Consider the following 22174-nt stretch of genomic DNA (forward strand, 5'->3'; position numbering starts at 1 on the left):
CGCGGTGCCAGCTTCCCGCTCACGGCTTCTTTGACGGCGTCAAGACGCGAAACTGAATCCGCAGGTAACGAACGGGACTGAACCGGACGGAGGCGCAACGAATCGGCAGTTCAGACGCATATTGCCTGGTCAAGGCAGGGGTTCGAGTCCCCTTAGCTCCACTGGGAAACCCGCTGCGACCTATCGGTCGGGCGGGTTTTTTGGTTCGTGGCCCGCGCCGCCAATGGCTAGCAGAGGACAGCGGCCGAGAACCACCCACCGGCCACCAGCGCGATGAGAAGCGCGGCGGTGGTTTGTCCCATTGCCGCGGCCGCGATGGCGCCCACGATCGCGCAGATGAGAACCGTGACGGTCAGAAAGGCGACGAGCAGACGGTGTGAATTGACCGCCGCGCCGGCACGGGGGGCGATGACGGACTTTCGAGAGCGATCCACGCCAACCATGAAATCTCCTTAGGTGTGACGCCCGCAACATACCAAGACCAGGTGTGGTCTACGTCACATGATAGCCGGATGGGTGCCACCTGTTATCGCACCGCAACGTCGTGGCGGTCTTGACGATGCTGCGGCGTCCGTCCGATGCTTCCGATCGCGGTCATCGACATCGTCCGGCAAGACGCGCGGCTGCATGAAAAGGCGCACGGCGGTTCGGCGGTTTCGACGGGCCCCGTTCACGATCGACCCGGCCGCCTCCACGCCTTCGCGGCGCCGAACGGTGCGGCGCGACAAGGCAGTAGAGCCCTGCGGCGGGTAGCGAGGCGCCACCCCCGGAGGGCGACGATCCGCCGTTATCCGGCTGAGACCGCCGATTAGGTTTTCGCCCCGATGCGGATTACTCTTGCCCGCGGTTCGTTCGCGACTCAGGAAAGCAGCCATGTCTGTTCAGCCCACTCTGCTGCGCCGCCAATCGTTGCGCAGCGCCCGCCGTCAGCGGGTCGCTCCCCGCGTGAAGTGTCCGATGGTCGGCCAGTGCTTCGATGTCGAAATCAGCCGCGACGCCGACGGATGGATGATCCGGATCCCCGAGATCGGCAGGGCCACCCGCGCCGGCAGCCGGGCCACGGTGGAGCTGGCGGCACGCGAATGCATCGCGACCTGGACGGGCATCCCGATCGGGTACGTCGCCGTCTACGTCGCCAGCGAGACCAACTAGTTACCTAGCCGCCCGGCGCGATCGCGATCGATTTCGTCTCGAGGTAGCCGTCGAGCCCTTCGGGCCCGAGCTCCCGACCGTAACCGCTCGCCTTGACGCCGCCGAAGGGCGCAAACGGATCCATCGTGTAGCCCTGATTGATGCCGAGGGTGCCGGTGTGGATCCGGGTGGCCAATGCCAGGGCCCGGTCGGTGTCGTGGCCCCAGACCGATCCGGCCAGGCCGTAGTCGGAATCGTTGGCGATCTCGACTGCCTGCTCCTCGTCGCGGTAGGGGATGACCGTGATGACGGGGCCGAAGATCTCTTCGCGCGCGATGCGCATGCCGTTGTCGGCGGCCGCGAAGAGGGTGGGTTGGACGTACCAGCCGCGGTCGAGCCCGTCGGGCATGTCGGCGCCGCCGATGACCAGTCGCGCCCCCTCGTCCTGGCCGACCCGGATGTAGTCGCGCACCCGCTGTTGCTGGCGCCGAGACACCAGGGGACCGAGCTGGGTCCCGGGGTCGCTGGGGTCGCCGACGCGAAGGCCGCTCATCTCGACGGCGAGCGCATCGACGTATTCGTCGTGGCGCGCTTGGGGCACCAGCACGCGCGTCAGCGCGTTGCAGATCTGCCCGCTGTTGGACAGGCTGGCCGATCGCACCCCGGCGGCGACCTTGTCCGGCGCCGCGTCGTCGAGAACCAGCGCCGCCGACTTGCCGCCGAGTTCGAGGCTGACCTTGGTGAGGTTGGCGGCGCAGGCCGCGGCGACGGCGCGGCCTGCATTGGTGGAGCCGGTGAAGGACACCTTGTCGATCCCCCGGTGGGCGACGAGGTAGGCGCCGAGCGCGGCGTCGCCCGGGAGCACGCTGACCACGCCGGGTGGCAGGCCGGCCTGGTCGAGCATCTCACCCAAAAGCAGTGCATCCAAAGGGCTTTCGGGTGCAGGCTTGAGCACGACGGTACAGCCGGCCAGCAGCGCCGGCACCAGCTTGGTGACGATGAGGAACTGGGGCATGTTCCAGGGCACGACCGCCGCGACGACGCCGACGGGCTCTTTGCGGACCAGGACGTCGCTGCCGAAGAACCCGGGCCTGGTCTCCTGCCACTGGTGGCGCTCGGCCAGGTCGCAGAACGCGCGGATCATGAATGCGGGCAGGCCGACCTGCGCGCGCTGCGCGAAGCTGGTTGGGGCGCCGATCTCGGCGGTGATGATGCCGGCCATCTCGGGGCGGCGCCGATCGTAGATGTCGGCCAGGCGCCGGACGGCCGCGATCCGCTCCGACGGCTCGCTGTGCGCCCAGGGCGCCGAGGTCAAGGCCGCGCGTGCGGCGGCGACCGCGGCGTCGACGTCGTCGGGTCCGGCCGCGTTGACCTCTGCGATGGGTTCCTCGGTATGTGGTGAGATGACTTGCACGACCTGGTGATCCATCCACGCCTCCCGGGGTCAGTATCAACTACTTGCTATTGATGGGTCGAGGATATACCGTCGGCCGTGACGGAGCTCTCAGGGATCGGTGAAACCGGTGCGCAGGTGGTTGTTTCGCGCGGGCAGTGCAGAAGTGAGCGGCTGGGCACGCAGGGTTTCCCACGTTGGACTGCATAAGGAGCGAACATGGCTCGATTCCCCAAACCGCCGGAGGGCAGCTGGACCGAGCACTATCCCGAATTGGGCACCGGCCCGGTGTCGTACCAGGACTCCATCAGCCCCGAGATCTACGAGCTGGAACGCAAGGCCATCTTCCAGCGGGCCTGGCTCAATGTCGGTCGCGTTGAACAACTTCCACGCAAGGGCAGTTACCTCACCCGTGAGCTGAAGGTCGTTAACACCTCAATCATTCTGGTGCGCACGACATCTGGTGATATCAAGGCCTACCACAACGTGTGCCGGCACCGCGGCAACAAGCTGGTGTGGAACGACATGCCGCAGGAAGAGACGCGCGGGGTGTGCCGCCAGTTCACCTGCAAATACCACGCCTGGCGCTACGACCTGGACGGCAACCTCACCTTCGTGCAGCAGGAGGAGGAGTTCTTCAACCTCGACAAGAGTCGCTACGGCCTGGTGCCGGTGCACTGCGACGTGTGGGAGGGCTTCATCTTCGTCAACTTCGCCAAGAAGCCCGAACAGTCGCTGCGAGAGTTCTTGGGGCCCATGATCACCGGGCTGGAGGGTTACCCCTTCGACAAGATGACATCGCGCTGGTACTACCGCTCGGAGGTCAAGGCGAACTGGAAGCTCTACATGGACGCGTTCCAGGAGTTCTATCACGCGCCCGTGCTGCATGCGAACCAGTCGCCGACCGCGTACTCAAAGGCGGCCGCCGAGGCGGGTTTTGAAGCCCCGCACTACCGGCTGGACGGGCCGCACCGGCTGGTCAGCACCTCCGGGGTGCGGGCCTGGGAAATGGCGGACGAGATGCGTAAGCCGATGGAGGACATCTGCCAGAGTGGGCTCTTCGGCCCCTGGGACAAGCCGGATCTGGGGCCGATGCCCGCCGGGCTCAATCCCGCGAAATGCGATCCGTGGGGCCTGGATTCGTTCCAGCTGTTCCCCAACTTCGTCATCCTGTTCTGGGGCCAGGGTTGGTATTTGACCTACCACTACTGGCCGACGTCCTACAACAGCCACCTGTTCGAAGGCACGCTGTACTTCCCGGCGCCGCGCACCCCGCGCGAGCGGGTGGCCCAGGAACTGGCGGCGGTGTCGTTCAAGGAATACGGCTTGCAGGACGCCAACACGCTGGAGGCGACCCAGACGATGCTCGAATCCCAGGTGATCGACGACTTCTTGCTCTGCGATCAGGAGGTTTTGATCCGTCACCTGCACAAGGAGACCGCGGCCTGGATCGACGACTATCGCCGCACCTCGACGGCAGGAGTGTGAATACGATGCCGATGCTGCCCGCCGAGTTCGCCGACCTCGAACGGTTCTCCGACTGGTGTCTGCCCAGCGAACCGGAACGCTACGCCAAGAGACTCGCCAGCTCGATGACGGAAATGAAGGCCTTTTACGACGCGATCACCCCGCGGGCCGAAGAGGCGCTGGCGTTCTGCGACAAGTTCTCTCTCGACGACCTGCCCGACGACGTCCAGAACCTGATGCACCTGCTGTATTCCATGATCATGGTGTCGTTCCCGGTGGAGTGCTGGAAACAGCCCCGCGTTCCCGATTCGGGGGCGTCGACATTGGACTGCGTGTCCGAGCCGGTTCCATGACCTACGTGTTGCGGGCGGCCCGATGGGCCGACGTCGTGACCGGCCAGATCCACACACCGGCGGTAGTGGTGGTCGACGGCGAACGCATCACCGCGGTCAATCCCCAAGAGCCACTGCCGGATTCGGCGAGCATCATCGACCTCGGCGACGTGACGCTGCTCCCGGGCCTGATGGACATGGAACTCAACCTGCTCATCGGCGGCCCCGGCGGCCCCGAGGGTCTACCGGCGCCCATGCACGGCGTGCAGGACGACCCCGCGTATCGCACGCTGCGCGGCGCGGTCAATGCGCGCACGACGCTGGAGGCCGGGTTCACCACGGTGCGCAATCTCGGGCTGATGGTCAAAACCGGGGGATACCTGCTCGACGTGGCACTGCAGCGCGCCATCGACCAGGGCTGGCACATCGGGCCGCGGGTGTATCCCGCCGGCCACGCCGTCACCCCGTACGGCGGGCATCTGGACCCAACGGTGTTCCAGCGGTTGGCGCCCGGGATCATGCCGCTGTCGGTGGCCGAGGGCATCGCCAACGGTGTGCCCGACGTGATCGCCTGCGTGCGTTACCAGATCCGGCACGGCGCCAAGCTGATCAAGGTCTCCGCGTCGGGCGGCGTGATGTCACACAGCACCGCGCCCGGCGCGCAGCAGTACTCCGACGCCGAGTTCGCCGCGATCGCCGACGAGGCCCACCGGGCCGGGGTCCGGGTCGCCGCACACGCCGTGGGGGACAGCGCGATACAGGCGTGCATTCGCGCCGGGATCGACTGCATCGAACACGGCTTCCTGGCCAGCGACGAGACGATTCAGATGATGGTCGACCACGGCACATTCCTGGTCTCGACTACGTATCTGACCGACGCCATGGCCATCGACCGCATCGCACCGGAGCTGCGCAAGAAGGCGCTCGAGGTGTTCCCGCGGGCAAAGTCGATGCTGCCCAAGGCGATTGAGGCCGGCGTGCGCATCGCGTGTGGCACCGATGCGCCGGCCATCCCGCACGGCCAAAACGCCAAGGAACTCGGCGCGCTGGTGGAACGGGGCATGACTCCCGCACAAGCCATCCGCGCGGCCACCGTGGTGGCCGCCGAGCTGATCGAGGCGGACGATGAGTTGGGCAGGCTGGCGCCCGGCTACCTGGCCGACATCATCGCCGTTCCCGGAGATCCATTCGACGACATCGCCGCAACCCTCGACGTTCGCTTTGTCATGAAGAACGGGCAGATCTACAAAGCCCCCGCGGCGTGATGGAGGCGGGCATGGAACTCACCGACAACATCCTGTGGCTGCTCAAGCAGGCCTTCTACTACTCGCTGACCACCATCAACGAGGCGATGCGCGAACACGGGGTGAGCACCGCCCAGATCGGCGTGCTGCGCCAATTGGCCAACGAACCCGGCTTGTCGGGCGCCGAATTGGCGCGGCGCCTGCTGATCAGCCCGCAGGGCGTCCAGCTCGCGCTCACCGCGCTGCAACGCCGCGGCCTGGTGGAAAGAAAGCAGGACCCCCAGCACGCCCGCATCCTGCGCGCCTACCTGACCGGTGAGGGCCGCAAGGTCGCCGAAACGGTCGTCAACGATGCGATCGCCGCTCACCAGGAGGTGTTCGGTGTGCTGAACGAGCAAGAGCAACGCACCCTGCGGGAATTGCTGGGCCGTGTGGTCGAAAAGGGTACTGGGCATGAGCTGTTCAACGATCACGTCGACGGCTGACGTCGCCCACGGCGGGGTGAGCTTGGGCGTCGTCGCGCGGCACCAGTATCTAGTACTTGAGACTAATCACAAGTAGTTGATACTCTGGCCGGGATGGGTGACGAGCACGTGACTGCGGACATCGGTTCGGCGGTGGTCGCCGAGGCCGCTGCGGGCGGTGTCGACGTCGCTGCCCTGCCGGATGGCTTTGTGCCACTGCGGGTCAAGCGCGTGATTCCCGAAACCCGCGACGCCGTGTCGATCGTTCTCGATGTCCCGCCGGGCAGCGTGCAACAGTTTGGTTACCAAGCCGGACAGTTCCTGACGCTGCTGGTCAGCGTCGACGGCAGCGAGCACCGGCGGTGCTACTCGATGTCGTCCTCACCCGCTCTGGGTGAGGACCTGCAGATCACCGTCAAACGCGACCGCGACGGTCTGGTGTCGAATTGGCTCAACGACAGGGCCGCGCCCGGCGACCAGCTGCCCGCCCTGCCGCCGCAGGGCCGCTTCGTGCTGCACGACACCGATCGGGAGCTGATCGCCTTCGCCGGCGGAAGCGGTATCACGCCGGTCTTTTCGCTGCTGCGCACCGCGCTGGCGTCCGGCAACCGCAAAGCGCGACTGTTCTACGCCAACCGAAGCCGTGACGCGGTGATCTTCGACGAGGCGTTGGCCACGCTCAACGCGCGGCACGCCGACCGCTTCGTGCTGCACCACCATCTCGATGACCACAGTGGCTTCGCCGCCCCGGCGGACATCGAGGCGTTCGTCCGCGACGCCGGCGACGCCGACGTGTACCTCTGCGGCCCCAACGAATTCATGGAGACCGTGCGAACCGCTTTGTCCGCGTCGGGCATGCCGGCCGATCGCATGCACGTGGAGCACTTCGACGTGAACGACATCGCGGCGGCGGCGCCGCCGGTGGGCGAGGTGGTGACCGACGAGGTCACCATCGTGCTGGACGGCGGCATGACCACCGTGTCCTACGATCCGGGCAACACGCTGCTGCAGACGGCCCGGATGGCCGGTTTGCGGGCCCCGTCCTCGTGTGAGATCGGTTCGTGCGGAACGTGTATGGCGCGCCTGACGCAGGGCAGTGCCCGGATGATCAACAACGACGCGCTCGAGCCGGATGAGGTCGAGGAGGGCTGGGTGCTGACGTGTCAGGCCCTGCCCACCAGTCCCACGGTGCGGGTGGTCTACGAGTGAGCGAAAAGGCGGTCGATCGTGGAGCGGACTCGATGAGCAGGGTGGCGGTGGTGACCGGTGGCGCCTCGGGCATGGGCGAGGCGACCTGCCATGAATTGGGCCGGCGCGGGCTCAAAGTCGCGGTCCTCGACGTCAATGAGCATGCCGCGCAACGTGTCACCGACGACCTGCGCGCCAACGGCGTGACCGCGCTCGGTGCGGGCGCTGACGTCACCGATCGGTCCGCCGTGGAGCAGGCCTTCGCGAAGGTGCGCAGCGAGCTGGGCCCGGTGACGGTCCTGGTGACCAGCGCCGGCATGTTCGACTTTTCGCCGTTCCTGGAGATCAGCGCCGAAACCTGGTCGCGGATCATCGACGTCAATCTCACCGGCACCTTTCACTGCTGTCAGGTCGCGCTGCCGGACATGGTGGAGGCGAATTGGGGGAGGATCGTGATGATCTCGTCGTCGAGCGCCCAGCGCGGCTCGCCGTTCGCCGCGCACTACGCGGCGTCCAAAGGCGGTGTCATCACCTTGACCAAGTCACTGGCCCGGGAGTATGCGCCGCACGGGATCACGGTGAACAACATTCCGCCCTCGGGCATCGAGACACCGATGCAGCACCAGGGCCAGGCCGCCGGGTATCTGCCGTCCAACGAGCAGATCGCCAGCAATATCCCGTTGGGCTACCTCGGCACCGGGGCCGACATCGCCGCGGCCGTGGGGTTTTTATGTTCGGAAGAAGCCAGGTACATCACCGGCCAGGTGTTGGGCGTCAACGGCGGAGCGGTGATGTGATTGTGAGGATTCGATGACCAGAGCGGGCAGGCCCCCGGAGGGCTCCTGGACCGAGCACTATCCCGAATTAGGCACCGGCCCAGTGTCTTTCAAGGACTCGACGTCGCGGGAGTTCTACGAACTCGAGCGGGAGGCGATCTTCAAACGGGCGTGGCTGAACGTCGCCCGCGTGGAGGAGCTACCGCGCGTAGGCAGCTACCTGACCAAGGAGATCGAGGTCGTCGGCGTCTCGGTGATCCTGGTCAAGGGCAGGGACGAGCAGATCCGCGCGTTCTACAACGTGTGCCGTCACCGCGGAAACAAGCTGGTGTGGAACGACTTTCCCGGCGAGGAGACCCGCGGGACGTGCCGGCAGTTCACCTGCAAGTACCACGGCTGGCGCTACGACCTGCAGGGGGCGCTGAAATTCGTCCAGCAGGAGTCGGAGTTCTTCGACCTCGATCTCGCGCGGTACGGGTTGCGTTCGGTGCACTGCGACGTGTGGAACGGCTTCGTCTTCATCAACTTCGACACCGAACCGCGCCAGGGCCTGCGTGAATTCCTCGGCCCGATGATCACCGGGCTCGACGACTATCCGTTCGGCAAGCTGACCGAACGCTACGAGTGGGTGGCCCACAACAACAGCAACTGGAAGATCTTCGCCGACGCCTTCCAGGAGTACTACCACGTGCCCTCGCTGCACTCACAGCAAGTGCCTGCCGAGGTGCGCGACCCCAACGCCGGATTCACCTGCGGGCATTTCCAACTCGACGGCCCGCACCGGCTGGTCTCCACGGCCGGGCGGCGCCGCTGGCTGCTGCCACCGGAATACATGTATCCGATCGAGCGGGCCACCCGCAGCGGGCTGGTGGGACCGTGGCGAACCCCCGACATCGGCGAACTGCCGGCAGGCCTCAACCCGGGCGGCATCGAGCCCTGGGGCATCAGCAACTTCCAGATCTTCCCCAACATCGAGATCCTGATCTATGGCGGCTGGTACCTGCTGTACCGGTACTGGCCGACCTCGCACAACACGCACCGGTTCGAGGCGTATACCTACTTCCATCCGGCGCGCACCGTGCGGGAGCGTATCGAGCACGAAGTCGCCTCGGTGGTGCTGAAAGAGTTTGCGCTGCAAGACGCCGGGATGCTCGGCGGGACGCAGGCGGCGCTGGAGTACGGCATCGTCGACGAGTTCCCCCTCAACGACCAGGAGATCCTGGTGCGCCATCTGCACAAGGTTGCCGTGGACTGGGTCGAAGCCTATCGCCGCGAGCGCGATTCGGTGGGGGTGTGAGGATGCCTCCAATGCTGCCCAGCGCGTTCGCCGAGCTGGAGGAGTACGCCCAAACCTGGTGCTTGGCAACGGAAACCGAGCGCTGGAACGCCCGGGTGAACGCGTCGATGCCGGAGCTGCGCGCCTTTTACGACGCGTTCTTCCCCCGCCTCGAAGAGGCGATCGACTACTGCGACAAGTTTCCCCTCGACAACGTGCCCGACGATGCACTGAACCTGCTGCACCTGATCTATTCGCTGATCATGGTCGCCATGGCGGTGGAGATCATGCACCAACCCGCCCCGGTCGACGCCGCCGACGCGGTCATGATCCGCACCGGCGGACCGGTGCCCTGACGAAAGGAGCGACCATGAGTCTGCTCACCATCACCAAACTCACCGACTCCGTCGGGGCCGAAGTCGCGGGTCTGGAGCCGGCCGCACTGGCAAGCGACGACTCGGTCGGTGAGGCGGTGCTGGATGCGTTGGAAGACAACGGAGTTCTGGTCTTTCGCGGCCTGCGGCTCGACCCGGCGGCCCAGGTCGACTTCTGCCGCCGCCTCGGCGAGATCGACCACTCGTCCGACGGCCACCACCCGGTGGCAGGCATCTACCCGATCACGCTGGACAAGTCGAAGAACGCGTCGGCAGCCTACCTCAAGGCCACCTTCGACTGGCACATCGACGGCTGCACACCGCTGGGCGACGAATGCCCGCAGAAGGCCACCGTCTTGTCGGCGGTGCAGGTCTCCGAATGGGGCGGCGAAACCGAATTCGCCAACTCGTACGCCGCCTACGACGCCCTGAGCGACGAGGAGAAGGAGCGGTTCGGCACCGTGCGGGTAGTGCACTCGCTGGAGGCCTCCCAGCGCCGCGTCTACCCCGACCCGTCACCGGACCTGGTGCAGCGCTGGCGATCTCGTCGCACCCACGAGCACCCGCTGGTGTGGACACACCGCAGCGGCCGCAAGTCGCTGGTGCTGGGTGCCTCCGCGGATTACGTGGTCGGCATGGATCCCGACGAGGGACGCGCCCTGCTCGACAGCCTCCTTGAGCGCGCGACGGTGCCCGACAGGGTCTACAGCCACAACTGGTCGGTCGGCGACACCGTCATCTGGGACAACCGCGGGGTGCTGCACCGCGCGGCACCGTACGACCCCGATTCACAACGCGAAATGCTGCGCACCACGGTGCTCGGCGACGAGCCGATCCAGTGATGCCCACGCCCGACCGGCACCCGTTGCGCCTGGCCCCGTTGCCCGCCGACGAGTGGGACGAGACCTCCCGTGCGGCGCTGGCATCGCTGATCCCGGCCGAGCGGGCGAATCCCATTGGCGCGGGCAATGTTTTGTCGACCATGGTCCGCCACCCCGACCTGACCGCGGCCTACCTACCGTTCAACGCCTACCTGCTCATGCGGTCGACGCTGTCGCCCCGGGTGCGCGAAGTCGCGTTGCTGCGGGTGGTGCACCGCAGCAATTGCGGCTACCTGTGGTCGCACCATATTCCGATCGCCCTGCGTGCCGGCCTGACCGAATCCGAGATCGACGACATCCGCTCCGGTCGTTGCGCCGACCGGACCGATCAGGCCGTGGTCCGGGCCGTCGATGAACTGACCGCTGACAGCACGATCGGCCAACCGACCTGGGACTTACTGGGCGGGCTGTTCACGCAGCAGCAGTGCATGGATCTGATGTTCACCATCGGCGGCTACCTCTTGCTGGCGTTGGCCGTCAACACTTTCGGCGTCCAGGAAGAGCACGAGTAGACCCGTGGCGCCCTTAGTCCTCGCGCGACAGGGCGGCGCGCGGGCACTCGGCGATGGCCTGCTCGACCAGCGCCTCCTGCTCGACGGGAACCGGATCGGCGATGACCACCGCGTAGTCGTCATCGTCGAGCTGGAAAACATTCGGCGCGATGTTCACGCAGTAGGCATTGCCTTCGCACCGATCAAGGTTCACAACCGGCCGCATGAAGATCCTCCTTCGGGATCTCGCTGTCCGACACTCGGAGTTTTTACAGTACTACTTGTGTAAACGCTAGCCTAGCGCGGCCGGGCGGGAAATGACGGGTGGTGACTTCTCAGTGACCTCTCAGTGGCGTGGTCTTACGCTGAAATCCTGGGTCCGGGAGGTCGATGATGAAGATCGCATCCGTCATCGCACGCCAACTGCTGGACTGCAAAGCCCGGCCCCTGCTCGAGGTCGAAATCACCACCGACAGCGGCGTTGTCGGCCGCGGCGCCTCACCGACGGGCAGCTCGGTGGGTTCACATGAGGCGTTCGTGCTGCGCGACGGTGACCGAACCCACTACAACGGGCTGAGCGTGCACCGCGCCATCGCCGCGGTGACCGACGAAATCGCCCCTGCCCTCATCGGCGCGGAGCTCGACGATCCGCGGTCCCTGGACCGGGTGATGATCGATCTCGACGGCACGCCCGACAAGCGGCGGCTCGGCGGCAACGCGGTCTACTCCACGTCGATCGCGCTGCTGCGGGCGGCGGCCGCCGCGGCCGGCGCACCCACCTACAGCTATATCGGCGCACTGCTCGGGCTCGAGCCGCCGGCCACCGTCCCGGTGCCCAGCTTCAACATGATCAACGGGGGTCACTACGGCGATGTCTGCCAGACGTTCAGTGAGTTCCTCGTCGTGCCCTATCGAGCGGACTCGATCGAATCCGCGGTCGAACACGGGGTGAGCCTGTTCGAGACGCTCGGCGAGGTGCTCACCGAGCGGCTGGGCCGCACACCGATGCTCGCGTCGTCGTATGGATACATCGCGCCCTCCGGCGATCCGCACGCCGTCCTGGAGGTGCTGGCCGAGGCCGTCGAGCGCGCCGGCTGCGCCGACATCATGGCGTTCGCCCTGGACTGCGCGTCCAGTGAGGTGTACGACACCGACTCTGCGACATACGCTTTCAACGGCGAACGGGTGACGGCGGAGGCTTTGATCGACTATGCCCGGGGGCTGTCGCAGCAGTTCCCGATGCTGTTCATCGAAGACCTGCTGGACGGCGATGACTGGCCCGGGTTCGCCAAAGCGGTGCAGGCGGTGGACCGTTCGATCATTCTCGGAGACGACCTGATCGTCACCAACCGCGCCCGCTTGCAGCGGGCCGTCGAGACGTCGGCCGTGGACGGTTTCATTCTGAAGCCCAACCAGGTCGGAACCATCGCCGAAGCCCTGGACTGCTTCGAATACGCCACGCGCAACGACGTTTTGGCGATCCCATCGGGCCGCTCGGGCGGCGTGATCGACGATGTGGTGATGGACTTGGCGGTGGGCCTGGGTGCACCGTTTCAGAAGAACGGCGCACCGCGGTCGGGAGAGCGCATCGCGAAACTCAACTTCCTGCTGCGCGCGGCCGAGGGTATCCCGGACTGTGCGCTGGCCGACGTCGCCGCACTGGCGCGGTTCTGAGCGCGTTTCGGGTCAGTGGCCGGCGTACAACGCGAGCTCGGCGGCAACGGCCGCACCGCACACCGCCAGCACGATCGAAAGTGCCAGCCAATCGGCCGGTTTCGGTCGCGACGGGGCGGCGGAGATCTGACCGGTGCCGCCGCGGGCGGTGATGGCGTCGCCCATTTCGTCAGCGCGGCGCAGTGTCACGGTGATGACCGCGACGACCACGTCGATCACGTCGGTCGCCGGGCGTCGCAGCCTGGCCCAGCGGGTCTGCGGCGGCCGCTTGGGCCGTAACCGGCGGGCGGCGAAGAGCACCCGAAATTCGTCGATGAGCATCGGGAAGGTGCGCAGCGCGAGCGCCAGTGCGACGGACCAGTCGTCGATGGGGATCCGCAGCGGGCGCAGGAAGCGACCCAAAGTCGCGACCGCCGGGGCGACCTGGGCGACGTTGGTCGTCCACGACACCAGTGCGCCCAGGGCGAGCAACACCACCGACAGCGCGGTAAGGCGCAGAAAGTCCAGCAGGCCGCCGAAGCCCAGCGACATCGTGCCCAGGTGCACCCTCGGGCTGCCGCCGGCGAACGCCGCGTTGATGCCGACGATTACCAGCACGATCCACAGCCAGCGCGGCACCGACGGCAGCACGCCCCGCGGGATGCGCGCCAGCCGTAGTCCCGTTACCGCCAGCGCGCCGGTGAGCCCGATCGCGACCCAGCCCGGGAAAAGTGTCAGCAGCAACGAAATGCCGAACACCACAAGCAGTTTGGTTCCGGCCCACAGCTCGTGTATGGGCGAGCTGCCCGGCACCGGCCGTAGCAGCACGACCGGGCGCCGGCGACCGGACGCGCGCTTGGCCGCGGCGGCGGTAGCGACCGAACTATGCTGGGCCGCAGCCGGTGCCGGCTGCAGCGAACCGTCCTGCAGGTGCAGGGTGCGCGGACACAGCTCCTGAAGCCCGGCGAAGTCATGCGAAATGACCACCACGGTCAGGCCGGTGTCGCGCCGCCGCTCGGTGAGCAACTGGACGAGCCCGCGCTGGCTGGCGGCATCCAGCCCCGCCAGCGGCTCGTCGAGGATCAACACCCGTGGCGAGCGCGCGAGCAGCCCGGCCAGCACGACGCGACGCATCTGGCCACCGCTGAGCTGGTCGATGCGCCGCTTTGCCAGCCCGGCATCCAGGCCGACGGCGGCCAGGGCCGCGGTCACCCGGGCGTGATCGGAGGGTGAAAACCCGGCCGCCGACGCCACTTCCAGGTCGACCCGGCTGCGCATCAACTGCAGCCGCGCCGCCTGGAACTGCAGCGCGACCGAGCCCACCTGGTCGGCGGTCGGGCGCCCGTCGAGCAGGCAGGCGCCGGTGGCCGGCGTGGTCAATCCGGCCATGATCCACGCCAGTGTCGACTTGCCGGAACCGTTTCCGCCGTGGATCAGCAGCCCGTCACCCTGGTGCACCGCGAAGCTGACATCGCGCAGCGCGGTCTGAGCCCACGGCGTGCCGCCGGCGTATTCGTGTCCGACGTGGACGAGTTCGAGCACCGGTGCGTCGGAGGCGAGATCGGTTGTCACCGTCGGCGCCGGGGCGGTCGCGCTCTGCACCAGATCGGTCTCGACCGATGCGTCGCCGAGTGTGATTGCGCGGTCGGCGTATTCGGCCTCGTCGTTGTAATGGGTGATGTGCACCAGCGCGGTTTGGTGGCGTTCGGTCAGGCCGGACAGCACGGCGAGCAGTTTCTCCCGGCCCTGCCGATCGACCATGCTTGTGACCTCGTCGGCGATCAGCAACGCCGGCTCGCGCGCCAGCGCCGCGGCCACGGCCAGGCGCTGCAGCTCTCCGCCGGACAGGCTGCCGGTGTCGCGGTCGGCCAGCGCGGCCAAACCGACCTCGCCGAGTAGCCGGGGGATGTCGGTGGTCTTGCCGGGCGGCAGTCCCCAGACCACGTCGTCGGCGACCCGCGTGCCCAGCACCTGGCTCTCCGGGTGCTGCATGATGACCGCGGTGCCGCCGGGTTCGCCGAGCCCGACCGCCCCCGGGCGGTCGACGGTGCCCGAGGTCGGTTCGCGGCCGGCCAGGATCAACATCAGCGTCGTCTTTCCGGAGCCGTTGGCGCCGGTGACCGCGATGTGCTCCCCAGTTCGCACGTCCAGGTCGACCGCACGCAGCGCGTCGTGGTCGGCGTGCGGGTAGCGCAGGCGCACCCGGTCCAGCCGGACCGGGACGGGCCGGATCGGCCCGTCGCCGGCGGGGGCGTCCAGCTTGTGCACGTCGGGAATCCCGCGCAGCCGCTCCAGTACCCGCGACAACGCCCACCAGCCGACCAGCGAGGCGCCCACGATGGCGAAGACGGCGTACCCGAGCACCAGCCACTGCCAGTAATGCAGCGCCTCGGCGAAGAACGCCTTGAACTCTTGCGCGGCCGGACGCAGCTGCGGCACCCGCGACACGACCGTCGAGGCGCCGTCCACGCTGGCGCTCGCGGCGTGGAAGGCGAGTTGCCGGAACCGGGTCAGCACGGTCAGCGCGACGACCATGCCGGCGCCGACGACGACGCCCGCGCCGCAGGACACCACGGTGACGGTGGGCGTGCCGCGGCCGTGCCGCTTGACGGTTCCGGCCAGGCCCCCGACATAGGCACAGAGCCCGATCGCGCCCAGGCCGCTCAGGCCGACGACCAGGAAGCCGATCACGCCGGCGGCGACCGTCGCGGTGATCAGAACGCGGATCCGGTAGCGATAGGCCAGCAGCCCGGTCGGCACGCTGCCGAGCAGGCCGAGCCCCCCGCCGTGCGGAAGGACGACCGCGATGATGGCGATCGCCGCGCACAGGGCGCCCATCACCGATGCTTGCGCCAGTTCGCCGGGTCGCAGCGATCCGGCGCGCGCTTTCGGCGTCGCGGCGCCGGGTGCCTTCACGACACGATTATGCCGTCGTCGGCGGCGCGCCCGGCGGCTCTCTCATCAGATCTTCAGGTAGCCCTTGTCCGCGGGAATTTGCGCGGCCGTCACCAGTGACGACGCGTCGCTGGCAAGCCACAGGACGATGTCGGAGACCAGGTTCGGGTCGGCGAGCGAGTCGGTGGGCAACGCGCCGGGGGAGAAGCTGTGAATGTAGGTCTGGTTGTCGGCGAACAGCTGCCACATCGAGGGGTCGTTGCCCATCGGGGTGTCGGTGCCGTACGGGTGTACCGAGTTCACCCGGATGCCGTATCCGCCGAGTTCGACCGCCAGCGAGTTCGTCAGCCCGACCACACCGAACTTGCTGGCGCAGTAGTGACCGCAACCGGGTACGGCCTTCACGCCCGCGGCCGAGCTGATGGTGATGATCGAGCCGCCGTTGCCCGCCCGAATCATCGCGGGCACAGCGGCTTTGATGGTGTTCCAGACGCCGGTCAGGTTGGTGTCGAGGACGTCCTGCCATTGCTGTGCCGAAATCTCCCACAGCCGGCCCCAATTCAGCACGCCGGCGTTGGCGACGACGATGTCGAGGCGGCCGAACTGGGTGATCGCCTCGTCGACGATGCGCTGCTGCCCGGCGGCGTCGCGCACGTCGACGTGCGCGGCCAGCATCTTGCGGCCTTCGCTTTCCACCAGGCTGGTGGTTTCGGCCAGGTCCTCCGGCGTCGACGCCGGGTAGCCGTTGTTCGCGGCCACCGGGCCGCAGGCGTCGATGGCGACGACGTCGGCTCCGGCTCGGGCCAGCCTCACGCAATGCGAACGGCCCTGTCCGCGTGCGGCGCCGGTGACGAACGCGACCCGGCCGGCCAGGGGTTTGTCGTTGTCGCTCATGCGATCTGGGCCTTTCGTTGCTGCGGCAGCGGACGCGTACGCACCAGTGTGGGCCACCAGAACCAGGGTCCCATGATCCGCAGGATGCACGGCACGACGAACGAACGCACGATCAGCGTGTCGAGCAGCAGGCCGATACACACGGTCGAACCCACCTGGCCGACGGTTCGAAGCTGGCTGCTCAGCATCGCGAGCATGGTGAACGCGAACACCAGACCCGCCGATGTCACCACGCCACCCGTACTCCCGAGCGCGCGGATGAGGCCGGTGTGAATTCCGGCGTGCAGTTCCTCTTTGACACGCAGGATCAACAGCAAGTTGTAGTCGGAACCCACCGCCACCAGGATGATGAACGTCAACGGCAGGATCAGCCAGTACAGCGGTAGGCCGATGAGGTGCTGCCAGACGAGTATCGAGAGCCCGAACGCACCGGCGTAGGAGAAGGCCACCGTGGCGGGGATGACGATGGCGGCCATCAGACTTCGCGTCAGGAACAACATGATCAAGAAGATCAGCACGAATGCCGCGATCGCCACGATGAGCAGATCGGAGGCGGCGTATTGCTTGATGTCCTTATTGGTTGATCCCGAACCGCCGATATAAACTTTCGCGCCGGCCAGCGAGGTCTCTTTGAGCGCGGCGGTTATCGCGTTGGGGAATTGTTCGACGTGCTGCACGCCTTCCGGGCCATTGGCGTCCCCCGTGTGGGTGACGATGAAACGAGCAGCTTTGCCGTCCGGCGACATCAGCAGCTTCATGCCGGTCTTGACGTCTTCGTTGTCGAAGCCCTCGTGCGGGATGTAAAAGAAGTCGTCGCTACGGGACTGGTCGAAGTCGAGCCCCACATTGACCTGGTCGAAGTATGTCTGGTCGGTCTGGGTGGTCTGCAGAGACGAGGAACCGTAGGTGTTGACCAACAGAGCCGCCAAAGACTCCGAGTCGTCGGCCGTGAGTTTCAGTTGCGCGATGATCTGCGGGAACGCCTGATCCACCTCCACGAGAGAGACTCTCGCGAACTTGATGTCTTCGGCCAGGTGGTCGATGTGGTCGATCGTGTCCCACAACGATCTGAATGCCCAGCAGATGGGGATGTCGAAACAGTGCTTCTCCCAATAGAAGTAGCTCTTGACCGGGCGGAAGAAGTCGTCAAGGTTGGAGACTTCCTCGTTCATTTCGTTGCTGACCCGTTCCAGGTCCTCAACGGTGAGCACCGTCTGATGCAGTTCGTCGGACACCCGCTGAAAGAAGCCGATTTCCTTGCGCAAGACCGCGACGGTATGCGTCGTGATCTGTGCCTGCTGGCTGGTGTTGGCGTTTTGCTGCTGGTTGAACGGAAGCTGTTGACCGTTCCCGCTGCCTTGTGTGGTGAACAAGTAGGGAATCGTGGCATGTTCCAAAGCTCGGCCCATGGGCCTGGTGATGCTTTGCACCATCGCCACGCCGGGAAGGCGTTCGAGCGCCTTGGCCGCGCGGTCCAGTGAGATGAAGTCAGCCGAGTTTCGCAGGTCGTGATCGGACTCGATCATCAGCATCTCGGAGAACAGCTTGCTCTTCGGGAAGTGCCGATCCGCCGCCGCGAAACCCTGATTGGCGAGACCCTTGATCGGCTGGTATTGCCGGTCGTCATAGTTCTGCCGGTACGTAGGCACGAAGATCGCGCCGAGTAACACCGCAGCGGAGCTGGCGAACAGGATCGGCACCGGCCACCGGACCACACTCGTCCCGATGCGCCGATACAGGTGCGCCTTGGCCTTGCTTTTCGGGTCGAAGAGCCCGAACAGGCTGCCCACGGTCAAGAAGGCCGGGCCGAGCGTCAGGGCTGCCGAGATGGTGAACAGCATGGAGATAGCGACGGCCGGGCCCATGGTGTGGAAGTAGTTGAGTCGCGCGAACGTCAAGCAGTAACACGCCCCCGCGATCGTCAGCCCGGAGCCGAGGATGACCGGCACGACACTCTTGTATGCGGTGTAAAACGCCTCCTCCCTGCTTTCGCCGTCGTGTCGCGCCTCGTGATAGCGGCCGATCAGGAAGATGCCGTAATCGGTCCCCGCTCCCAGGGTCAGTGCGACGACGATGTTCACCGCGAATGACGAGAGCTCGATGTACCCGAGATGCCCGAGGGTTGCGGTGACCCCCTTCGCGACCAGCAGCTCGAACAGAACCCCGGCCAAGGGCACAAACAGGGTGACGATGGAGCGGTACACCAGCAGCAACATCCCGAGAATGAGGAAGATCGTCACGATCGTGATGTTGTTCAAGCTGTTATTCGCAATAGCCACCGTGTCTTTGGCGAGCGGGGCCGCGCCGCTGACGTAGACCTTGAGCCCAGGCGGCGGAGTGTCCTTGGCGACGATATCCCGTACGGCGGCAACGGACTCGTTCGCTTGCATTTGGCCGATATCACCCGCGAGACGCAACAGCACGTACGTGCATTTGCCGTCGAGACTCTGCGCGCCTGCCGCGGTGATCGGCTTCCCCCACAGATCAATGGCGGACTGCACATGCTTGGTGTCCCGCAACAGCCGGCGCATCAACTCGTCGTAGTACTGATGGTCGCCGTCGCCCAGCTGCCGGTTGGCTTCCAGCACGACCATGGCCAAGCTGGTCGAATTGGACTCCTGGAATTTCGCACCGATGGCCAGCAACGACCGCTGCGACGGCGCATAGTGCGGGACCACCGGCCCCGCGAGTTCTTCAGCGACCCGCTCTACCTGCGGCATGAAGGTGTTCGTCGAAATAGCGAGAAGGGCCCAGAAGGCAATGATCGGTATCGCGAAGATGCGGACCATTCTGGGGACGAAAGGTCGTTTCACGCGGTGCTCGGCTGGATGCTCGCTCATGCGGACTTCACCAGACAAAAGACGTGCGCATCCTGGTGGGTATCGGACTGTTCAGCGCGGACAACGCCATTCACCCGCAGCCGGCAGCCGACTGAACCACCATGGACCTGCGCCGAGATGCTGCCGGACACCACGGTGAGCGTGGTCGACTCGGTGTGCGACCACGGCAAGCTCGTCAGGTCGACCGTGTGCGGATGCCCGTCGTAGTCCACCCAGACGAGCGTCCCCCCTTGCCCGACGGAGCCGAAAACCTCGTAGTCGATTCGTTTGATACTGAACTCCGGCGGCGCCGCCGGTTCGTTGACAGTGACGACTGGCGGGGGTTCGGAGAACTGGTGCACCTTCCACATGGCCACCGCCCCCACCCCGACCGCAACGACCGCAACCAGAGGCATCCAGGCCCGGGCCAAGACGGTCCTGCCGGCTGAACGGGGGCTCACGCCATCACCCTTCGGAATCCGGTCCGCACATCGTGTTCTCGCCCCCGCTCCCGCGCTCGTGCACATGCGGATAGTAGACGTTCATGTATCCAATGGACATATGATCGTGCAAAGATTAGCGACAACGCAACCGCAACGCGACCCGAGCTGCCGGCGGCGTACCGATCTGCCCGTGGCCGCATGAGACGCCCGGTCCGGTGTGGCGTCAGGACAATTTCCGCAGCCGCCTTCTCAAACGTCTGCTGCGCAGAATCTGAGTCGTGAAGTTCATGGCGGCCAACATCGGGAACACCCCGAGAAATGTCCGTTCGGAGGGCGTCGCACCGTGCAAGTGGTAAAGGCTGCCGAACACATAAAAGCATCCCGCACTGAATAACGCAGCGGGGATGGAGAACGTCATCACGGAGCTGCGACGGCCCACGATCTCCCGCGCATAATCCAACTCTTCCTGCGACATCGGTTCGCCTTTGCGCACTTTACGCGTAACGGCTTTGGCACTGCCAATGTCGTCGCTTATTGGAAGAGGTGTTCGGTCTCCCAACCGTTTCACGTATACAGCGGCGAGAGCAACGAATGTCAACGCGAGCGCAAGGCTTACTACCGTGAGAAAACCGAATAGGCCCGACTCCAGCATTGCGGTCATCTGCTCTCCTGCCGAACCATCGAAGACTCCTCAGAACGCTACCTCAGTAGCCGTCGCGGCGGGCCTCAGCGCTTTCCGGAGTCCTGGTCCTTGATGACGTCCCGGACGATCAATACGACCAGGATGATCAGGGCGAGCGGCACCAACAGCCTGAAGACGATTGACGCGTGGCTGTACAGCACGCCGTACGCGATCGCGCCGATCACTACCATGACGAGCAGGATGGCGCGATTGATCTTGTCCGTACTCATCGAAGGAACCTAACTTCTCGACCTGCCCGGCGCCGCGTCAAAACCCGAAGTCGCCGCCACCGGAATCGGACCCGCCGCCGCCGAAGTCCGAACCGCCGCCGAAATCTGAGCCGCTGGAATCCCAGCCGCCACCGGAGTCCCAGCCGCCGCCAAAGCCCACGTCACCGCCGCCAGAGTATGCGGCGTCACCGCCAGCGAATCCGATGCCTGCGCCGCCCGAGTCCTGGTAGCCGCCGGTGAATCCCCCATCGGCGGGTGCGCTGTCGTACCCCACGCCCTGGCCGCCGTCATCGGCGTAGCTGTTGGCATCGGCGAAGGCCGAGTCGCGGCCGGCCTCGAAGCCGCGCTCGTAGCTGCCGCCCCAATGGTCGTCGAGCAGCGCATCCATCAGCAGCACGTCGGTCAGCGCCCACGTCCAGCCCGGACCCCAGAACGCGTACGGGTAATAGCCGGGATAGAAGAACATTCCGTTGTGGTAGCCACCGCCGTAGTAGTACGGGTAGCCGGGCTGCGCGGTGGTGCTGTAGTTGTTGTTGTTGATCGTCACCGATTCGCCGGTGTCGGGGTTCGTGGTGCGCACGCTCGCCTGCTTGCGATCGTCGGCGGGCACCGACGTCACGGCGGCAACGTCGGGCCTGGGTTGCCGGGGGTCGAGCTTGCGGTTGGCTTTGGCGACCGTGGCCTCCACCACCCGAAGATGCGCCCGCGCTGCACCGTAATCGCCTTTGTCATAAGCCTTTCGGGCGTCATGCAGGCTGGAATTGGCTTTCAACGACTCGGCGCTGACATCGGCGCCGTCTCCGGCCAGCACCGCGTTGTCGAGGTCGCTGACGCTCGACGTGGCCGCGATCAACCCCTGCTTGATTTCCTCACGCGCCTCGGAGTTCTTGCGGTGCTTACGATTTCGGTCCACCGCGAACAAGAGCAGGCCGGCCATGGCCAGCCCGATGCCGACGATCACCAGCGTAACCTTCAGCCAGGCCCAGTCGTCGTGCTTTTCGTGCGCGACGGGAGAGGTGGTCACCGGACCGTGGGAGGCCGCGTTGACGCTCGCCAGCTTGCCGACAAAGGCGCTCGTCGCGCCGTAGGGGTCGTTGCGGTGGTCCTTCGCCGACTGATTCATCAATCGATCGACATCGTCCGCGACGGCCTTGGGCACGTTGTACGCGCGGACGTGGTAGCCGCGGGAATCGATCACCAGAATGACGCCGCTGAATTCGGCATTGCGGGCCAGCATGGCGTCATGGACGGCGTCGGCCGTGGTCACACCGCTCTGGGCGGGCGATACCGCCGCGACCCAGACCGGAGGCCCCGAACTCCACGTCCACGAGCTGGTGAGGATCTGCTGGTTCAGCTTGTCGGGGTTCTGCAGCGGCGGCCTGGCACCCGGGTCGACCACCACGTGCGTCTGGGCGTCGAATCTGTTCACCAGCTGGTCCGTGTAGGTGTCAGCCGAGGCGGACGGAGCGAGCAGCAGTGCGAGCACCATGGTCAACGCGGCCAGTGCAAGGCCGCGGAAGCGTGAAGTCACATCTCTCCTG

22 protein-coding genes are annotated in these 22174 nt (G+C 66.1%); 12 read left to right on the forward strand and 10 right to left on the reverse strand.

Translation table 11 applies throughout. The annotated features are described in order from the left end of the window. Nucleotides 1–227: 227 nt before the first annotated feature. Nucleotides 228–443 carry a hypothetical protein gene (locus ACYQ8K_RS04525; RefSeq protein WP_065030662.1) on the reverse strand — a complete coding sequence of 72 codons (216 nt, stop codon included), beginning with the start codon at nt 441–443 and terminating at the stop codon, nt 228–230. 514 nt (nt 444–957) lie between these two features. Here ACYQ8K_RS04525 and ACYQ8K_RS04530 point away from each other — a divergent pair. Then, the gene (locus ACYQ8K_RS04530; protein WP_459967296.1) at nt 958–1152 is read left to right on the forward strand and encodes a long chain fatty acid-CoA synthetase Faa4p; all 195 of its coding nucleotides are present in this window, start codon (nt 958–960) and stop codon (nt 1150–1152) included. Between the two features lie 4 nt (nt 1153–1156). On the opposite strand, the gene ACYQ8K_RS04535 is transcribed toward ACYQ8K_RS04530, so the two are convergent. Further along, nucleotides 1157–2560 carry an aldehyde dehydrogenase gene (locus ACYQ8K_RS04535; RefSeq protein ID WP_459967197.1) on the reverse strand — a complete coding sequence of 468 codons (1404 nt, stop codon included), beginning with the start codon at nt 2558–2560 and terminating at the stop codon, nt 1157–1159. Between the two features lie 183 nt (nt 2561–2743). Here ACYQ8K_RS04535 and ACYQ8K_RS04540 point away from each other — a divergent pair, with 183 nt between their 5' ends. The 10 genes from ACYQ8K_RS04540 to ACYQ8K_RS04585 all read left to right on the forward strand — a co-directional run bounded on the left by ACYQ8K_RS04540 (nt 2744) and on the right by ACYQ8K_RS04585 (nt 11038). Further along, nucleotides 2744–4012 (forward strand): aromatic ring-hydroxylating oxygenase subunit alpha, encoded by a 1269-nt coding sequence (locus ACYQ8K_RS04540; RefSeq protein WP_459967199.1) that lies wholly within the window; start codon nt 2744–2746, stop codon nt 4010–4012. After that, complete coding sequence (locus ACYQ8K_RS04545; protein ID WP_459967200.1) at nt 4009–4344, forward strand: hypothetical protein; 336 nt, start codon at nt 4009–4011, stop codon at nt 4342–4344. The genes ACYQ8K_RS04540 and ACYQ8K_RS04545 overlap by 4 nt, the downstream gene beginning before the upstream one ends. Continuing rightward, on the forward strand, nt 4341–5588 hold the full coding sequence (locus tag ACYQ8K_RS04550; protein ID WP_459967201.1) for a metal-dependent hydrolase family protein: 1248 nt from the start codon (nt 4341–4343) through the stop codon (nt 5586–5588). The genes ACYQ8K_RS04545 and ACYQ8K_RS04550 overlap by 4 nt, the downstream gene beginning before the upstream one ends. Nucleotides 5589–5599: 11 nt before the next feature. Then, on the forward strand, nt 5600–6052 hold the full coding sequence (locus tag ACYQ8K_RS04555; RefSeq protein ID WP_459967202.1) for a MarR family winged helix-turn-helix transcriptional regulator: 453 nt from the start codon (nt 5600–5602) through the stop codon (nt 6050–6052). A gap of 174 nt (nt 6053–6226) precedes the next feature. Then, entirely contained in the window at nt 6227–7240 is a 1014-nt protein-coding gene (locus ACYQ8K_RS04560; protein WP_459967297.1) for a 2Fe-2S iron-sulfur cluster-binding protein, read from the forward strand. A gap of 32 nt (nt 7241–7272) precedes the next feature. After that, nucleotides 7273–8016: an SDR family NAD(P)-dependent oxidoreductase gene (locus ACYQ8K_RS04565; RefSeq protein ID WP_459967204.1), complete on the forward strand. Its 744-nt coding sequence runs from the start codon at nt 7273–7275 to the stop codon at nt 8014–8016. A 13-nt stretch (nt 8017–8029) separates the two neighbouring features. Next, nucleotides 8030–9292 carry an aromatic ring-hydroxylating oxygenase subunit alpha gene (locus ACYQ8K_RS04570; RefSeq protein ID WP_459967205.1) on the forward strand — a complete coding sequence of 421 codons (1263 nt, stop codon included), beginning with the start codon at nt 8030–8032 and terminating at the stop codon, nt 9290–9292. Further along, nucleotides 9289–9627, forward strand: coding sequence for a hypothetical protein (locus ACYQ8K_RS04575; RefSeq protein WP_459967206.1), 339 nt, complete (start codon nt 9289–9291; stop codon nt 9625–9627). The genes ACYQ8K_RS04570 and ACYQ8K_RS04575 overlap by 4 nt, the downstream gene beginning before the upstream one ends. Before the next feature lie 14 nt (nt 9628–9641). Beyond that, nucleotides 9642–10487, forward strand: coding sequence for a TauD/TfdA dioxygenase family protein (locus ACYQ8K_RS04580; RefSeq protein WP_459967207.1), 846 nt, complete (start codon nt 9642–9644; stop codon nt 10485–10487). Beyond that, nucleotides 10487–11038: a carboxymuconolactone decarboxylase family protein gene (locus tag ACYQ8K_RS04585; RefSeq protein ID WP_459967208.1), complete on the forward strand. Its 552-nt coding sequence runs from the start codon at nt 10487–10489 to the stop codon at nt 11036–11038. The genes ACYQ8K_RS04580 and ACYQ8K_RS04585 overlap by 1 nt, the downstream gene beginning before the upstream one ends. 13 nt (nt 11039–11051) lie before the next feature. Here ACYQ8K_RS04585 and ACYQ8K_RS04590 read toward each other — a convergent pair whose 3' ends face one another. Next, entirely contained in the window at nt 11052–11243 is a 192-nt protein-coding gene (locus ACYQ8K_RS04590) for a ferredoxin (RefSeq protein ID WP_064952222.1), read from the reverse strand. Nucleotides 11244–11407: 164 nt separating this feature from the next. Here ACYQ8K_RS04590 and eno point away from each other — a divergent pair, with 164 nt between their 5' ends. Continuing rightward, the gene (gene eno, locus ACYQ8K_RS04595; RefSeq protein ID WP_459967210.1) at nt 11408–12691 is read left to right on the forward strand and encodes a phosphopyruvate hydratase; all 1284 of its coding nucleotides are present in this window, start codon (nt 11408–11410) and stop codon (nt 12689–12691) included. A gap of 12 nt (nt 12692–12703) precedes the next feature. Here eno and ACYQ8K_RS04600 read toward each other — a convergent pair whose 3' ends face one another. From ACYQ8K_RS04600 to ACYQ8K_RS04630, 7 genes are all read right to left on the reverse strand, one after another. Beyond that, on the reverse strand, nt 12704–15586 hold the full coding sequence (locus ACYQ8K_RS04600) for an ATP-binding cassette domain-containing protein (protein ID WP_459967211.1): 2883 nt from the start codon (nt 15584–15586) through the stop codon (nt 12704–12706). Between the two features lie 45 nt (nt 15587–15631). Further along, a complete protein-coding gene (locus tag ACYQ8K_RS04605; RefSeq protein ID WP_459967212.1) occupies nt 15632–16459 on the reverse strand; it encodes a mycofactocin-coupled SDR family oxidoreductase in 828 nt (275 codons plus the stop codon). Next, nucleotides 16456–19299 (reverse strand): MMPL/RND family transporter, encoded by a 2844-nt coding sequence (locus ACYQ8K_RS04610; RefSeq protein WP_459967214.1) that lies wholly within the window; start codon nt 19297–19299, stop codon nt 16456–16458. The genes ACYQ8K_RS04605 and ACYQ8K_RS04610 overlap by 4 nt, the downstream gene beginning before the upstream one ends. Beyond that, the gene (locus ACYQ8K_RS04615; RefSeq protein WP_459967298.1) at nt 19296–19694 is read right to left on the reverse strand and encodes an MmpS family transport accessory protein; all 399 of its coding nucleotides are present in this window, start codon (nt 19692–19694) and stop codon (nt 19296–19298) included. Before ACYQ8K_RS04615 ends, ACYQ8K_RS04610 begins: the two co-directional genes overlap by 4 nt. A 250-nt stretch (nt 19695–19944) precedes the next feature. Then, nucleotides 19945–20382: a hypothetical protein gene (locus ACYQ8K_RS04620; protein ID WP_459967215.1), complete on the reverse strand. Its 438-nt coding sequence runs from the start codon at nt 20380–20382 to the stop codon at nt 19945–19947. A 65-nt stretch (nt 20383–20447) separates the two neighbouring features. Beyond that, nucleotides 20448–20633 carry a hypothetical protein gene (locus ACYQ8K_RS04625; protein ID WP_459967217.1) on the reverse strand — a complete coding sequence of 62 codons (186 nt, stop codon included), beginning with the start codon at nt 20631–20633 and terminating at the stop codon, nt 20448–20450. 37 nt (nt 20634–20670) lie between these two features. Beyond that, entirely contained in the window at nt 20671–22164 is a 1494-nt protein-coding gene (locus tag ACYQ8K_RS04630) for a hypothetical protein (RefSeq protein ID WP_459967218.1), read from the reverse strand. Between the last annotated feature and the right edge of the window lie 10 nt (nt 22165–22174).

The sequence above is a fragment of the Mycobacterium sp. MUNTM1 genome (assembly GCF_054660795.1).

Bases quoted from the DNA above. Each gene is read 5' to 3' on its own strand.
- ACYQ8K_RS04590 (WP_064952222.1), bottom strand. From the start codon at position 11,243: ATGCGGCCGGTTGTGAACCTTGATCGGTGCGAAGGCAATGCCTACTGC.
- ACYQ8K_RS04610 (WP_459967214.1), bottom strand. From the start codon at position 19,299: ATGAGCGAGCATCCAGCCGAGCACCGCGTGAAACGACCTTTCGTCCCC.
- ACYQ8K_RS04580 (WP_459967207.1), top strand. From the start codon at position 9,642: ATGAGTCTGCTCACCATCACCAAACTCACCGACTCCGTCGGGGCCGAA.
- ACYQ8K_RS04555 (WP_459967202.1), top strand. From the start codon at position 5,600: ATGGAACTCACCGACAACATCCTGTGGCTGCTCAAGCAGGCCTTCTAC.
- eno (WP_459967210.1), top strand. From the start codon at position 11,408: ATGATGAAGATCGCATCCGTCATCGCACGCCAACTGCTGGACTGCAAA.
- ACYQ8K_RS04625 (WP_459967217.1), bottom strand. From the start codon at position 20,633: ATGAGTACGGACAAGATCAATCGCGCCATCCTGCTCGTCATGGTAGTG.
- ACYQ8K_RS04535 (WP_459967197.1), bottom strand. From the start codon at position 2,560: ATGGATCACCAGGTCGTGCAAGTCATCTCACCACATACCGAGGAACCC.
- ACYQ8K_RS04550 (WP_459967201.1), top strand. From the start codon at position 4,341: ATGACCTACGTGTTGCGGGCGGCCCGATGGGCCGACGTCGTGACCGGC.
- ACYQ8K_RS04570 (WP_459967205.1), top strand. From the start codon at position 8,030: ATGACCAGAGCGGGCAGGCCCCCGGAGGGCTCCTGGACCGAGCACTAT.
- ACYQ8K_RS04620 (WP_459967215.1), bottom strand. From the start codon at position 20,382: ATGACCGCAATGCTGGAGTCGGGCCTATTCGGTTTTCTCACGGTAGTA.
- ACYQ8K_RS04585 (WP_459967208.1), top strand. From the start codon at position 10,487: ATGCCCACGCCCGACCGGCACCCGTTGCGCCTGGCCCCGTTGCCCGCC.
- ACYQ8K_RS04540 (WP_459967199.1), top strand. From the start codon at position 2,744: ATGGCTCGATTCCCCAAACCGCCGGAGGGCAGCTGGACCGAGCACTAT.
- ACYQ8K_RS04615 (WP_459967298.1), bottom strand. From the start codon at position 19,694: ATGCCTCTGGTTGCGGTCGTTGCGGTCGGGGTGGGGGCGGTGGCCATG.
- ACYQ8K_RS04530 (WP_459967296.1), top strand. From the start codon at position 958: ATGGTCGGCCAGTGCTTCGATGTCGAAATCAGCCGCGACGCCGACGGA.
- ACYQ8K_RS04565 (WP_459967204.1), top strand. From the start codon at position 7,273: ATGAGCAGGGTGGCGGTGGTGACCGGTGGCGCCTCGGGCATGGGCGAG.
- ACYQ8K_RS04525 (WP_065030662.1), bottom strand. From the start codon at position 443: ATGGTTGGCGTGGATCGCTCTCGAAAGTCCGTCATCGCCCCCCGTGCC.
- ACYQ8K_RS04605 (WP_459967212.1), bottom strand. From the start codon at position 16,459: ATGAGCGACAACGACAAACCCCTGGCCGGCCGGGTCGCGTTCGTCACC.